The sequence below is a fragment of the Lipingzhangella halophila genome, assembly GCF_014203805.1.
Taxonomy (GTDB): domain Bacteria; phylum Actinomycetota; class Actinomycetes; order Streptosporangiales; family Streptosporangiaceae; genus Lipingzhangella; species Lipingzhangella halophila.
Genome location: NZ_JACHJT010000001.1, coordinates 28,295 through 42,425, shown reverse-complemented (window position 1 = coordinate 42,425; position 14,131 = coordinate 28,295). Strand labels below are relative to the sequence as shown.

Genomic DNA, 14,131 nt, shown 5'->3' with positions numbered 1-14,131 from the left:
CCACCACCGGGCACCAGAAGCGACCACCGCGGGCCGGCCACCCGCTGTCCTCGCCGCCCTCGTTGGCCGCGCACCCATCCGCGCCCAGCACCGGACGAACGTACCCCCATCCGAGGGCACTCGCCCCGACACACCGAAAACCCCGAACCCCGTAGCGCCGCGCAGGAACCAAATGCTCAAGATCGCCGCAAGCGCCGGCGGATCCCCGCGATCAGCGGCCCACGATCCAGCCAACGATCTGTTGGGCCCGCAGCGCGTCGACCCCGGTCTGCGCCTGGACGAGCTGGACCGCGTGCGGCTCCCGGCCCGCGGCGACCAGCTCGCGTACACACACGACGGTGGCCTCGGAGATCTCCAGTGGTGGCTCCGCGTCCTCGGGCCCCGCGAGCAGGCTGTACCCGCCAACCTGGGTCTCGCCGCCGGCGCCGGCCGGCGGCACCTGGTAGCGGGGCCCGCTCACCTGATCCGGCCCGCTTGCGCGCTCCATGAGCTCCAGCACGGTAAACCGGAGGCCGGCCACCGCCACGACGACTATCAGCGCTAGGAACATCAGCGCGAAGAGCATCAGCAGCAGACCCATGCCGTCCTCCCTACCCATCTCCCCCCGCCTTCAGGCGGGCTGAGTGTACCCGCCGGCCGCGCGGGCGTTCCGGAGAGCGGTGCGCCCAGGGACCTCTCAGGTGGCCAGCTCGGATCCCGCGACGTACTCGGCGAGCCCGTCAGTGGACCAGTTGTCCACGATCAGCGCGTCGGGCAGGTACCACGTCCGCTGGAGGTGGTAGTCGAGCTCCGGTGTCTGCGGGTCCGCCGTACAGGCCAGGGCCCACTCGCGGTACGGGACGGTCTCGTCTCCGATCTCCGCGTCCTCGGCGACGCTCGGTTCCGCCGGGTTGGCCGGCTCCTCCAGGCCGGTCTCGATGCCCTCGGCGCACGGGCCGGGGTTGGTCCCCAGCGCGAACGGGTTGTCCTCGCTCAGTTCGCCCAGCCCGTGGCCGACCGCGATCGATCCGGGACCGAGCAGCATCACGTGGGCGCACCCGTAGTCCTCGCCCGGGGTGATCCCGGCGTCGAGGTCGCACTCCTCCTCCGGGTTGGTCTGCACGAGCAGCCACTCGTCGTGCGCCTCCTCGCCGCCGCCCATAGGCATCTGGGAGTACTCCATGTCGTGGGGCTCCCACTCTTCGGGGACACGGAACGTGAGAGCGCCGAACTCGATCTCCTGCAGGCCCGCCTCGTCGTTCTTGTCCTCGGTGGCCTGCCCGTTTCCGTTGCCTTCGCCCGGGTCGGATCCGCCGGCGCCGCACGCCTGAGCGGCCAGCAGACCGGCCGCCGCGAGCACGGCGACGCCCAGGCCGGACGGGGTGGGAGTGATGGTTGCACGCATGGGAACTCCGCGACGGGGGCGCTGTCTCCGGGGCCGGGAGGGGCGGTGGAGCGGGGATCGTCCGGGGACCCGGCACCGCTGTACCGGGAAGTCTAGCGATGCCGGTCCCCGCCCGGCTCCTCCTGTTCCGCCAGATTCTTGATGGCGTCCAGACGGCGCTCCCACCGTTGCGCGAGGGCGTCTATCCAGCGCGCGGTCGCGTTCAGCGGGGCGGTCCGAACCGAGTAGCGCACCTCACGACCTTCCCGGTGGCTGTGGACCAGCCCGGCCCGGTCGAGGACGGCGAGGTGCTTGACCACGGCCTGCCGGCTTACCGGAAGCTCGGCCGACAGGGCCGTGGCGCTCGCCGTCCCGTGCACGGCGAGCGCCTCCAACAGGTCGCGGCGCGTCGGATCGGCCAACGCGGCCAGGACGTCCGCCTCCGCAACGCCGTCCCCAGTCACGCCGTCAGCGCGTCCGCAGGGCGTTCGGCGTACTCCCGCAGCTCGTCCAGCTCGATGTCCCACCCTTCGATGTTCTGCTTCCGGGCCTGCTCCTGCTGCTCCGCCGGCACACCCAGGGTCGTGAAACCGCTCTCGACCACGGACAGCCGGGTCCCGCCGGCCTCGGTCGACAGCGTGAACTCCACGAGCGTGGAGTTGCCCTCGCGCGGGTGCTCGCTCACCGCACCCGGGTGGTCGTTGGCGTCGGCCGTCCAGCGGAACGCGAACGCCCGCGGCGGTTCCACCCGGTCGATCACCGCGGGGTACTCCCCGTACTCGGCCCAGCCCAGCCATATGGTCCCGCCGGGCTCCAGGGTGTCGACCCGCGCGCTGTCGCCGAACCACCCGGCGATGTGCTCAGCCTCGGTGAGCACGTCCCACACCCGTTCCACAGGAGCCGCGACGAAGATGTCGCGCTCGATCCGGTCTTCCGCCATGCACCCTCACCTCCATCAGACGCAACCATTCGGTTGCAGACAAGGCCACTTTAGCGCAACCGAACGGTTGCACAAAATCGTGCGGACGCCCTCCCCGAGCCGGCGCTCCGGCGAGCCGTGGCCCGCCGGAGGCGGAACGCGCGGTCAGCGACCGGCGGGCGTGATCCCGCTGGTCTGGGCGCGCGCTTCACCGAGCAGCTCGGGGAAGTCCTGGCCGGTCGCCTGGGAGAAGATGACCTGGTCAACGCCGCGTTCCGCGAGCCGGCCGATGGAGTCGACCGCCTGGTTGACGCTTCCGTCGCCGGACAGGAACGTCAGCGCTGTCTTCTCGATCTCGGCGTAGTCGCGGCCCTCCGCCTCGCAGTGCTGCCGCAGCACGTCCAGCTTCCTCGGCAGTTCCTCGGAGTCGAAGAGGTTGCAGGCGTCGGCGTACTTGGCGACGAACCGCAGCGTCTTCTTCTCGCCACTGCCGCCGATCAGGATCGGCGGGTGCGGACGGCGCACGGCCGGCGGCGAGTTGAGGGGACGCTCCAGGGAGTGGTGGGTGCCCTGGAACGGGCTCTCGTCCCCGGCCCACATCTGGTGCACGATCCGCAGCGTGTCCTCCAGCTTCTCGAACCGCTCCGCCAGCGGGGGAAACGGGATCCCGAGGCCGCGCGACTCAACCTCGTTCCACGCCGCACCGATGCCCAGCCAGGCCCGGCCGCCCGAGAGGACGTCCAACGTCGTCACCGTCTTGGCCAGGACACCGGGGTGCCGATAGGTCACTCCGGTGACAAGTGTGCCGAGCGTGATCCGCTCGGTGAGCGCCGCCGCGTACGACAACGCGGTGTATCCCTCCAGCATGGGCTCTTCGGGTTGGCCCACCACCCCGATCTGGAAGAAGTGGTCCATAACCCACAACGAGTCGAGCCCTGCCTGGTCGGCCCGGCGCGCGATCCCGCCGAACGTCGGGCCGATACTGTCCGCCCCACCGTCCCAGGTGAAGCTGGGAACCTGCATACCAACACGCATGAGAAGTCCTTAGCGTCGAGTACGCTCCACCCTTCATCCTGGAGCGCGCTCCAAGTCAAGGCCGCTGTGCGTGGCCCGCTGATGCGTTCCCGGCTACCCGCGGCACCGCCCGGCACACCGGATCGAGCCCGCTCCAGAACTTCGTGAATTGCACCGAATTCGCGGCTTCCCTCTCTTGTCCAGAGCCGTTAAAGCGAAAGAGGGCCGCGGGTAAATCCGGTTTTCGGCAACGATCGGATATGCTTGACCGTGAACGGCATTGTTTGCCCTGCGTGGGAACCCGAGTTCCGCGGCGGCGGCCGGTTCAGGGCCCCACCCGGCCGATTCCGGCCGATGCCCGAATTGCGCAGCCGAGAATTATCGGGGATGCCGCAGTTACTCTTCCCAATGGAGCCCGGCCGCACCGCGAGGTGACCGGACTCACAAGGAAGCGACATCCTGGTTGTTGTATGCTGTAGGCAGTCGACGGTCACTGTCGGCGCGCGCTAACCGCTGAATCTGGCGTCGGGGACAGCGCCCCCGAACTTTGGAGCCCACCATGCAGTCGACCGAGTTGGCCCAGGACATGCTGGGACGCCGGATCGATCGACCGGTACCACTTCGAGAGCGCGTCTACGAGGCCATGCAGGAGCTGATTATCTCGGGCAACCTCGCGCCCGGGCAGCACCTCGTGGAGAGCGAGCTCGCCGAGACCCTCGGTGTTTCCCGGCAGCCGGTCCGCGAGGCGCTGCAGCTCCTGAACTCCGACGGCTGGGTCGACCTGCGTCCCGGGTACGGGGCGTTCGTGCACGCGCCGACCAACCAGGAAGTCGACCAGTTGCTCGCTGTGCGCAGCGTCCTGGAGGGCGAGTCCGCCCGGCTGGCCGCGCAGCTCGCCGACGCCGACGGAATCGCGCGGCTGAACGAGCTGTGCGACGAGGGTGAGGCGGCGATCGCCGCCGACGACATCGACCGCATCGTCGCCGCGAATGCCGAGCTGCACCGGTACGTCACCGAGTTGTCCGACAACAAGGTCCTGCTCGACTTCGTCAGCCAGGTCGATCGACGCGTGCGCTGGTACTACACGCCCATCGCCCGGCAACGGGGCATGGACTCCTGGCGGGAGCACCGCCGGCTGATCGACGCGATCGAGCGCGGCGACAGCGAGCTGGCCTCCACGATCATGCGCGAGCACACCAACCGGACCCGCCAGTCCTACCTGGAGCAGCTCCAGGCCAATCCGAAGGACGAAGCACCGGCGGTGCCGATGCGGCGGCGAAGGAGAACAGCTCCGCGTGACTAGGCGCACAGACCCCCGATAACTACGCGCATTCATCCCCGGTTAGACTGGTTGACCAACCGGGGGAAATACCAGATCGGCCAGCGCTGGGGGCGATAGCACTGGCCGATCCGGCGCCCGTGCCATTCCTCGGCACAACCAGACTGGACTCCGCCACCGGCGCTCACAACGCCAGTCCCAGATGGTTGTCGCCGAGGGGTACGGACGTTTGAAAACTCGGCTAACCCAATGGCGGGCTCTTATCACGCCATAGAATACCCGAACGTCTGCTACGCGTACATGGGTAACCCGCGAGCATTCTCGGATTTACCTAATAGGCGTTCCGCGGTATATCGTTGACCGAGTGTAAACATTGGACACGCATGCGATATGGGATCGCAACAAGAGCGGGCGTGTACTGATCCCCGAACCCCGCATGCTTTCCCCTTCCCCATGGAATTGCATTCGGCCTTCCGGCGCGAGAGAGCACGGCCAGCTATGTGCGCCGGCCCCACTTCCGGAGCCCGCACATCCCGGTTGCGGGCTCCGCACGACGGCGCCGGTCCCACGCACCGCTGGCACGCTGCGCCCCGCGGTATCGCGCGCGGGGGCGGCCGCGGGCTGAGAGAGTCGTCCGTCGTTCGCATCGCTCCTCGCCCTCCGTCGGGTTTTGTCTACAGTATTCCGTTGATCTCGCGGTAACAAGAGGGGAGCCTGGGACGATCGTCCGCCAGCTCCCCCTCGCCGGCTGGCCGGGCCAGGGCCCGGCCAGGCGGGGTCCCCTAGTCGTGGACGTTCGTTCCAGCGGCGTCGAGGTCGTCGTCCCCGCCCGAGGAGTCCGAGGGCGCTGCCTCCTGCCGCGGGGGTTCCGCGCTCTTGCCCGCTTCGCTCTTGCCCAGCCCGGTCTTGGCCAGGCTGGCAACCGCGGTGATGGTGAGGGTCACGAGGATCACCACGAGGGAGACCAGAGTCGGAATCTCCGGCACGGGCACACTGGTGGTCTCGTGCACGGCGTGCAGCACGAGTTTGACGCCGATGAAACCGAGGACTACGGCAAGCCCCTTGCTCAGGTAGATGAGCTTGTCCAGGAGGCCGCCGATGAGGAAGTAGAGCTGGCGTAGTCCCATGAGCGCGAACGCGTTGGCGGTGAACACGATGTAGGGCTCCTGGGTGATCCCGAAGATCGCCGGGATCGAGTCAAGAGCGAAGACGATATCCGTCAGCCCGATCGCGACCATGACGAGCAGCATCGGGGTGACGTACCGCTTGCCGTCCGCCAACCGCACCGTGAGCTTCGCCTCGTGATAGCTGTCGGTGGTCGGAAGCACCCGCCGCACCGTGCGCACAGCGACGTTCTCTTTGTACTCCTCCTCCTCTTCCTCTTGGGCGGTGATCAGTTTCCAGGCCGTGTACAGCAGGATCGCACCGAAGAGGTAGAAGACACCGGCGAACGCCTCGACCGCGGCCGCGCCGAGCGCGATGAAGATACCGCGGAAGAGCAGCGCAAGCGCGATGCCGATCAGCAGCACGCGCTGGCGATGCCGTGGGGGAACCGCGAATCCGGTGCCCAGAATCAGGATAAAAATGAACAGGTTATCGACACTCAGCGAGTACTCGACGATCCAGCCGGTGAAGAAATCGAGGCTCTGATCCGCCCCGGCTGTGAAACCCATACCGATACCGAAAACGACCGCGAGCGACACGTACAGGGAAACCCAGAGCGTCGCTTCACGCATCGATGGTGCGCGAGGGTTACGGATAACGATGAAGAAGTCGATCGCGATCACGGAGATCAGAACGACCAACGTCGTTATCCACACCCAGGGTTGGACATCCATGCGCGGTTCTCCTAGGGCTTTTGCGCAGGTTGGCTGGTGCCCGGGCCAGATTCTGCCCGGGCACACGAACGTGATCAGTCAGTCAGCTGCGGGAGGACGGCTTTTCCTTGTTCGCCGTCCTCTCCTCCTTACGTCGCAGCATGGTGTTCGCGTGCGCCGAATAGCGGTCGAGTAGCGCGGTCGCGAACGGGTTGTGTACCTCAATACGCAGGAGCCACCGCGGCATGAGTCGCTCGTGCAACCAGAGGAAGCCGATCGCGAAACCGACGCTCAGCATCGCCTGGAAAAGCAGGAACGACCACAGGGGTTCCCGCAGGATCGTGTCGTAGTCGAACGTAGTCGCCATCGCGACCTCGTGGATCAGCCGCGCGAGCGGGAAGCAGACCGCCCAGTAGGCCGCCATGGGCCCGACGGTCCCGATCTGGAACCAGCCAAGGGCAAGGAGGACGCAGTAGCCGCCCCCCGCGATGGCCATAGGCACGCCCATAGCCACCGCGGAGGTCGTCTGGTACCCCAGCGACAGTCCGCCCATAGTTGATATCAACGCCGCGAACAGGCCGCAGATCACCCCGATCGCCATGCCCGGCACGGCGAGCTCGACCAGACCTAACGGCGTGAGCGGTGGTGGAGCGGAAGATTTCGGTGATTTGCCCATTAGCTCACCACAACTCCGAACGCGAACAGCGAGTAGAGCAGGGCGCCGAGGTAGAACACCGCACCGAACGCGATGATGGCGTTCGACACGATCCCCGGCCGGATCTTCTTTGGCAGCATCAGGTTGTTCACCAGCAACAGCACGATGCAGTAGGCACCCATGGCGAAGGTGGACAGGAACGCCAGGGTATCCAGGATCCCCGCCGGACCGTCAGCCGGCCCGAACAGCAGGATCAGGATGCCGAAGGCGATGACGCCCCACAGGAACATCGCGTACAGCTTCGAGAGGCTGAACCGCTGGGCACCAGGAACGAAGTAGTACGTCATGTCCGCCTGGCCGCGCGAGAACGAGTCGAACAGGCCCAGGGTGGCGTTCAGGCCGATCAGCGCGATGAACAGGAAGAAGACCGTTCCGAGGAGCGGGCTTCCCGCCGCGGCGAACGCGCCGGCCATGGCCTGCAGCGCCGCGTCCTGCTCGCCCTCGCGGATGACATTGGCGACGTTGGAATCGATCCGCACGGAGGCCTGCGCGATGACGGTGAACGAGATGGTCACCAGCATCGTGATGCCCCAGAAGAGGACGATGGCGTCGAAGGTGACCCATTTGCGCCACCCCTTCCACTTCTCCATCTCCTCGGGGTCCTCGGTGTCGAACATGAAGCCCCGCGACGGCATGGTCTCCTGCTCGCCGGCGTTGACCAGACCGCGGATCTGCGGGATGTGCGCGCCCATGCCGGCCTGCTTGTCCCGCAGGTGCAGGGTGTACCACATCTGCTGCATACCGGAGGGGCCCGCGAACGCGATCGAGCCGACGATGACGGGGAACCACGCCGCCGTCAGCGCTTCGTCGGGCATGTAGCCGAAGGCGAACATGCCCGTGATCGTGGTGAGGACGTCCGCGAAGCTGCCGACAATAGCGGCGACTATCGAGGTGCCGACGACAAGAACGCCGATCAGCAGCGAGAGCACGTTCTCCAGAAGGTTGTAGATCACCTTGGCCAGCGTGAAGACCACACCGACCAGGATCATCCCGGTGATCGCCGTTCCCTGCCACGGGATGCCCGTGACGTTCTCGAACGCCGCGGCTCCCGCTGAGAGATGGCCCGGCCAGATATAGACCAACATGGCCGTGATGAAGAAGAACCACATGGCCGGTTTGAACACGCGTGCCGCGCCCATGAAGATGCTCTCGCCGGTCGCCATGACATAGCGCGACATCTCCAGCATGACCACGGCCTGCAGGCTGACGCCGACCAGGAAGAGCCAGCGAATCTCCGGCCCGAAGAGCAGGACGAGACGCGGCCACATGTAGGACTCGCCCATCCCCACGCCGAGCGCGACCAGGAACATGGTCGGCCCCAGGAGGTGGATCGACGGCGGCGCCTTGGGCATCTTGCGGATGGGCATCGGATCGAGCTTGCCGGCGTGCCAGTAGCGCTCTTCCGTGACGCCCGCATCCCGCGTGGGAGGCGTCCCCGTAACACCGCCGTCCGCCGAGGCGGATTCGGGAGATGGAGTGGGTGGCGGTACCGGCGCTGGCTCGCTCTCGGAGCGTGGGCCCTGACTCGGCGCACCGCCGGTGTTGGTTTCAGATGGGTCCATAACTGGAGCTCCCTGGCTGGGTGTGCGGATGTGAGCTGGCTGGCCCCCATCGCCCCCTGGACTGTCTGCGCCTCACCTCCTTGTTCTCCGGGCCGTTTCGGCTCTGCGGTCCACTGTGGTCCTCGCCGTGGCTCCCGCTGGCGGTGCGGTTGCTACGGCTCGGGTCCCGGCCGTCTCATGGCGGTAAGACCGCCGGGACCTGTGCTGCGGCATCCTTCGCCGTACCTACTGGGCTCGCCCGTGGCTGAGCCGGCCGACTAGAGCAGGCCGGCGGACCGGGCCCAGCGGTACTTCGCCCCGAGCACCGCGACCGGGCGCTCCGTGGTGTAGGGGTACGCGACGATGCGGTTCTCGAACAGGTAGTCGCTCGCCTGCTCCACCTCCGTGTCACCAGCGAGCGACGCCACCACCGGCTTGTCGATGCCCTTGGCGCGGGCCTCGTTCACCACCCGCGCTGTAACCTCGGCAAACACCATCGGTGGCGTGACGATCGTATGCCAGTACCCCAGGATCAGCGCGTGGATGCGCGGGTCCTCCAGGCCCAGCCGGATCGTGGCCTCATAGGTCGAGGGAGGCTCGCCACCGGTGATGTCGACGGGATTGCCCGCCGCGCCGAACGGTGGGATGTGCTTGCGGAACTCGGTGTCGAGGTCGGCCGGGATGTCCATCAGCGACAGCCCCGCCTCGACGCACGCGTCGGAGAGCAGCACGCCGGATCCGCCCGCGCCGGTGATGATCACGACGTTCTCGCCCTTCGGCGTCGGCAGAAGGGGGAGCCCGCGAGCGTAGTCCAGCATGTCGCTCAGCCCGGGCGCCCGGATGACACCCGCCTGCCGCAGGACGTCGTCGTAGACCTTGTCGTCACCGGCCAGTGCCCCGGTGTGCGAGCTGGCGGCCCGCGCACCCAGGTCGGTTCGGCCGGCCTTGAGCACAACGACCGGCTTCTTCTTGGTCATGCGCTTCGCGGTCTCGACGAACGCCTTGCCGTCCTTGAGGTCCTCCAGGTGCATCGCGACGGCCTGGGTGTTGTCGTCCTGCTCGAAGTACGTCAGCAGGTCGTCCTCGTCGATGTCGGACTTGTTGCCGAGTCCCACGATCGCCGAGACACCCATCTTGGTGGTGCGGCTGTAGCCGAGGATCGCCATCCCGATGCCACCGCTCTGCGACGTCAGCGCGACCCCGCCGCGCACGTCGTAGGGGGTGCAGAACGTGGCGCACAGGTTCTGCGGCGTGTAGTAGTAGCCGTAGATGTTCGGCCCGAGCAGCCGGACCCCGTGCTGCTTGGCGGTCTCGACCACCTCCTCCTGCAGCTCAACGTTGCCGGTCTCGGCGAACCCGGACGGGATAAGCACCGCGGTGGCCACGCCCTTGGCTCCGCACTCGGCGATGGCGGGGGCTACGAACTTGGCGGGCACGGTGAACACCGCGACGTCGATGTCGCCCGGCACGTCGCTGATCGAGGAGTAGGCCTGGTAGCCCAGAATCTCGGTGGCCTTGGGGTTGATCGGGTAGATCTCGCCCGCGTACCCGCCGTTGTGCAGGTTCTTCATCACCGAGTTGCCGATCTTGCCCTCCTCCGAGGAGGCACCGACCACGGCGACCGACCGGGGGTTCATCATCCGCTGCATGACCCCGAGGATCTCCTCCTCGGACGGCCGCTCGCGTTCGGTGGCCCCCTCGCTGTCGAGCAGGATCCGGATGTCGGCCGCGCGCGCCCCGTCGGCGGAGGCGAACACCGGGTTCAGGTCGAACTCGCCGATCTCGGGGAAATCCGTCACGAGCGCGGACACCCGCTGGATGACGTCGGCGAGGGCTTCCCGGTCGGCCGGCTCGGCGCCGCGTGCCCCCTGGAGGACCTCGGCCGCCTTGATGCCGTCCACCATCGACTTGGCCTCGTTGTGGTCCAGCGGGGCCATCCGGAAGGTGACGTCCTTGAGCACCTCGACGAGAACCCCGCCGAGCCCGAACGCGACCACCTTGCCGAAGGTCGGGTCGGTGACCGCGCCGATGATGACCTCATGGCCGCCGCTGACCATCTGCTGCACCTGGACACCGGTGATCGCCGCCGACGCGTCGTACTTGCGCGCGTTGCCGACGATCGTCTCGTAGGCGTCCTTGGCGGCGGCCTCGCTGTCAACGCCAACGATGACGCCGCCCGCCTCGGTCTTGTGCAGGATGTCCGGCGAGACGATCTTCATCGCCACCGGTGTACCGATCTCCCGGACCAGGGTCGCGACGTCGTCGACACTGGTCGCCAGCCCTTCAGCCGGCGCGGGGATGCCGTAGGCGTCGCAGACTTGCTTGCCCTCGGGGCCCGTCAGCGCCTGCCGACCTTCGGCGAGCGCCTTGTCCAGCACTTCGCGGACGGCCGCCTTGCTGGAATTTCCCGCGGTCATGCTCAGATCACCCCGTTCGCTTTGAGCTCGGCGAGCTCGTCGGCCGCAACGCCCAACTCGCCGGTGTACACGTCCTGGTTGTGTTCGCCGAGCAGCGGCGAACGCTCGACATCAACCGCCGAGTCGGAGAGTTTGATCGGGCAGCCGACCGTCGAGAAGGTGCCCCGATCCGGATGGTCGACCTCCACGATCGCCTCGTTCGCCGCGAGGGACTCGTCCTCGATCAGCTCCTTCGTGGAGAGGATCGGGCCGCACGGGATGTTGTGCTCGTTGAGTTTCGCGAGCACGTCCCACTTCTCGTGGTTGATCGACCATTCCTCGATGAGCTGGAACATCTTGTCCAGCTTGGGCAGCCGGGCCTCGGGGGTGCTCCACTCCGGGTCGTCGGCCAGCTCCGGGCGGCCGATGAGCTTGGCGATCGGCCCCCAGCCCACGGGTTGCACGATCACGTAGACGTAGTCGTTGGGTCCGCCGGGCGCGCACCGCACCGCCCAGCCCGGCTGGCCGCCACCGGACGCGTTGCCCGAGCGCGGCACCTCGTCGCCGAACTCGTCGTTGGGGTACTCACGCAGCGGCCCGTGCGCGAGGCGCTGCTGGTCGCGCAGCTTCACCCGGCACAGGTTGAGCACCGAGTGCTGCATCGCCACGGTGACCCGCTGCCCGATGCCGGTGTGCTCGCGCTGGTACAGCGCGGCGAGGATGCCGGCGACCGTGTGGATGCCGGTACCGGAGTCGCCGATCTGCGCGCCGGTGGCCAGCGGCGGCCCGTCCTCGAAACCGGTGGTGCTCATCGAGCCGCCCATGGCCTGCGCGACGACCTCGTAGGCCTTGAAGTGCTCGTAGGGCCCCTCGCCGAACCCCTTGATCGAGGCGTAGATCAGTCCCGGGTTGATCTCCTGCAGGCGCTCCCAGGTGAAGCCCATGCGATCGACCGCGCCGGGGCCGAAGTTCTCGACGAGAATGTCGAACCGGCCGAGCATCTCGGTGAACAGTTCCTTGCCCCGTTCACTCTTCATGTTCAGCGTGATGCTGCGCTTATTGCTGTTCAGCATCGTGAAGTAGAGGCTGTCCGCGTCCGGGAGATCCCGGAGCTGGCCGCGGGTGATGTCCCCGGTGACCGACTCGATCTTGACCACGTCCGCACCGAGCCACGCCAGAATCTGCGTGCACGACGGCCCGGACTGCACGTGTGTCATGTCGAGAACGCGAACGCCTTCGAGCGCCTTACCCATGGTGTCCACTCCCTGAGCAGTCACTTGTACATGGTCTGGTTCATGGTCCCGGGGGCGTATACCTCCGGGTCCACCCAGACGTTGATCAGGGACGGCTTGCCGGATGCGCGGGCGCGCTCCAGGGCGGGGCGGATCTCCGAAGGCTCGGAGACGTCCTCGCCGTAGCCGCCGAGCATCCTGGCGAACTCGCCGAACGGCACGTTGCCGAGCGTGTTGCCGACCCGCCCGCGGTCGGCGCCGTACTTCTCGATCTGGCCGTACCGGATCTGGTTCATCGACGAGTTGTTGCCGACGATGCCGACGAACGGCATGTCGAACCGGACCAGCGTCTCGAAGTCCCAGCCGGTGAGGCTGAAGGCGCCGTCACCGAAGAGGCAGACGACCTCCTTGTGCGGCATCGCCTGTTTGGCCGCCATGACGAACGGGACCCCCACACCGAGGGTGCCGAGCGGGCCCGGGTCCATCCAGTGGCCCGGTGCCTTGGGCTGTACAACCTGCCCGGAGAACGTGACGATGTCGCCGCCGTCCCCGATGTAGATCGAATCCTCGGTGAGGAACTCGTTGATCTCGTGCACCAGGCGGTACGGGTCGATCGGCGAGGACTCGGAGAGTTGGCGGGGCAGCCGCTTCTGGTAGGCCTCGTCCTCGACGGCGCGCAGCTCCTCCAGCCACGACTTCCGCTGGGCCGGGTTGGCGAGCGGCTTTCCGGAGTTCATCTCGGTGACAGCGGAAAGGATCCGGCCCGCGTCCCCGACGATGCCCAGATCGATGTCGCGGTTCTTGCCCACGGTGCGGTAATCCAGATCGATCTGGACCACCGTGGCGTCTTTGGAGAGGCGCTTGCCGTAGCCCATCCGGAAGTCGAACGGGGTGCCGACCACGATGATCAGGTCGGCGTTCTGGAACGCGTACCGGCGGGACAACTGCAGGTGGTGCGGGTCGCCCGGGGGGAGCGTGCCGCGGCCGGAGCCGTTCATGAACGCCGGGACGTCGAGCTGGCGTACGAACTCGATCGCGGTGTCGGTGGCCCGGCACGTCCAGATCTGGTTGCCGAGCAGGATGCACGGCTTCTCGGCCTTGGCGACAAGGTCGGCCAGTTTCTCGACGGACTCCGGGTCGCCGGCGCTGTGCGTGGAGGCCCGGTAGTGCCCGGCCTCGGGGATCCGGGCATTTTCGATCGGAACCTTCGCGTCCAGGATGTCCCGCGGGATCTCCAGGTACGCCGGTCCGGGCGAGCCGTGGTGCGCCTCACGGAACGCCATCGACACGATGTCGGCCACGCGCTCGGTGGCCGGGACGCTCGCGGCGAACTTGGTGATCGGGGTCATCATGTCGACGTGCGGCAGGTCCTGCAGCGACCCCATCTTGTGCTGGCTGAGTGAGCCCTGGCCACCGATGAGCAGCATGGGGCTCTCCGCGCGGAACGCGTTGGCCACGCCCGTCACGGCGTCGGTTGTCCCCGGGCCCGCGGTGACCACCGCGCAGCCGGGGCGTCCGGTGATCCGGGCGTATCCGTCCGCTGCGTGCGCGGCGACCTGCTCGTGCCGAACGTCGATGACGTCAATGCCCTCATCGACACATCCATCGTAGATGTCGATGATGTGTCCGCCGCAGAGCGTGTAGATCACCTCCACGCCTTCTGCCTTCAACGCCTTGGCCACCAGGTGTCCACCGGAGATGAGCCCGGGTTCGCCGTGCTCCTCCGTACCGGACTGGGGGGCGCTGTCGGGCGTAGTGCTGGCCTGCGCCATTTGTGTCGTCAACTCCTCACGTCTACCGTCGAGCGGCTACCGCATACTGCATACCATATGGACTAATACTGACCCCGGATCTG

12 protein-coding genes are annotated in these 14,131 nt (G+C 67.3%); 1 reads left to right on the top strand and 11 read right to left on the bottom strand.

The window, feature by feature from the left end:
- Nucleotides 1–211: 211 nt before the first annotated feature.
- From F4561_RS00210 to F4561_RS00190, 5 genes are all read right to left on the bottom strand, one after another.
- Nucleotides 212–598 carry a hypothetical protein gene (locus F4561_RS00210; RefSeq protein ID WP_184573536.1) on the bottom strand — a complete coding sequence of 129 codons (387 nt, stop codon included), beginning with the start codon at nucleotides 596–598 and terminating at the stop codon, nucleotides 212–214.
- 78 nt (nucleotides 599–676) lie between these two features.
- Nucleotides 677–1,384 (bottom strand): hypothetical protein, encoded by a 708-nt coding sequence (locus F4561_RS00205; RefSeq protein WP_184573534.1) that lies wholly within the window; start codon nucleotides 1,382–1,384, stop codon nucleotides 677–679.
- A 92-nt stretch (nucleotides 1,385–1,476) separates the two neighbouring features.
- Nucleotides 1,477–1,827: an ArsR/SmtB family transcription factor gene (locus F4561_RS00200; protein ID WP_184573532.1), complete on the bottom strand. Its 351-nt coding sequence runs from the start codon at nucleotides 1,825–1,827 to the stop codon at nucleotides 1,477–1,479.
- Nucleotides 1,824–2,303, bottom strand: coding sequence for an SRPBCC family protein (locus tag F4561_RS00195; protein WP_184573530.1), 480 nt, complete (start codon nucleotides 2,301–2,303; stop codon nucleotides 1,824–1,826). Before F4561_RS00195 ends, F4561_RS00200 begins: the two co-directional genes overlap by 4 nt.
- 144 nt (nucleotides 2,304–2,447) lie before the next feature.
- Nucleotides 2,448–3,317: an LLM class F420-dependent oxidoreductase gene (locus F4561_RS00190; RefSeq protein ID WP_184573528.1), complete on the bottom strand. Its 870-nt coding sequence runs from the start codon at nucleotides 3,315–3,317 to the stop codon at nucleotides 2,448–2,450.
- A gap of 538 nt (nucleotides 3,318–3,855) precedes the next feature.
- On the opposite strand from F4561_RS00190, the gene F4561_RS00185 reads away from it, so the two are divergent.
- Nucleotides 3,856–4,599 carry a GntR family transcriptional regulator gene (locus F4561_RS00185; RefSeq protein WP_184573526.1) on the top strand — a complete coding sequence of 248 codons (744 nt, stop codon included), beginning with the start codon at nucleotides 3,856–3,858 and terminating at the stop codon, nucleotides 4,597–4,599.
- A 758-nt stretch (nucleotides 4,600–5,357) separates the two neighbouring features.
- Here F4561_RS00185 and F4561_RS00180 read toward each other — a convergent pair.
- From F4561_RS00180 to F4561_RS00155, 6 genes are all read right to left on the bottom strand, one after another.
- A complete protein-coding gene (locus F4561_RS00180; protein ID WP_184573525.1) occupies nucleotides 5,358–6,413 on the bottom strand; it encodes a TerC/Alx family metal homeostasis membrane protein in 1,056 nt (351 codons plus the stop codon).
- A gap of 82 nt (nucleotides 6,414–6,495) precedes the next feature.
- On the bottom strand, nucleotides 6,496–6,993 hold the full coding sequence (locus tag F4561_RS00175) for a hypothetical protein (protein WP_246437110.1): 498 nt from the start codon (nucleotides 6,991–6,993) through the stop codon (nucleotides 6,496–6,498).
- A 74-nt stretch (nucleotides 6,994–7,067) separates the two neighbouring features.
- Nucleotides 7,068–8,474 carry an Nramp family divalent metal transporter gene (locus F4561_RS00170; RefSeq protein WP_246437109.1) on the bottom strand — a complete coding sequence of 469 codons (1,407 nt, stop codon included), beginning with the start codon at nucleotides 8,472–8,474 and terminating at the stop codon, nucleotides 7,068–7,070.
- A gap of 452 nt (nucleotides 8,475–8,926) precedes the next feature.
- Nucleotides 8,927–11,065, bottom strand: coding sequence for an acetate--CoA ligase family protein (locus tag F4561_RS00165; RefSeq protein ID WP_184573509.1), 2,139 nt, complete (start codon nucleotides 11,063–11,065; stop codon nucleotides 8,927–8,929).
- Nucleotides 11,066–11,067: 2 nt separating this feature from the next.
- Complete coding sequence (frc, locus tag F4561_RS00160; RefSeq protein ID WP_184582956.1) at nucleotides 11,068–12,297, bottom strand: formyl-CoA transferase; 1,230 nt, start codon at nucleotides 12,295–12,297, stop codon at nucleotides 11,068–11,070.
- A 20-nt stretch (nucleotides 12,298–12,317) separates the two neighbouring features.
- Entirely contained in the window at nucleotides 12,318–14,048 is a 1,731-nt protein-coding gene (locus F4561_RS00155) for a thiamine pyrophosphate-binding protein (protein ID WP_184573507.1), read from the bottom strand.
- Nucleotides 14,049–14,131: the final 83 nt, after the last annotated feature.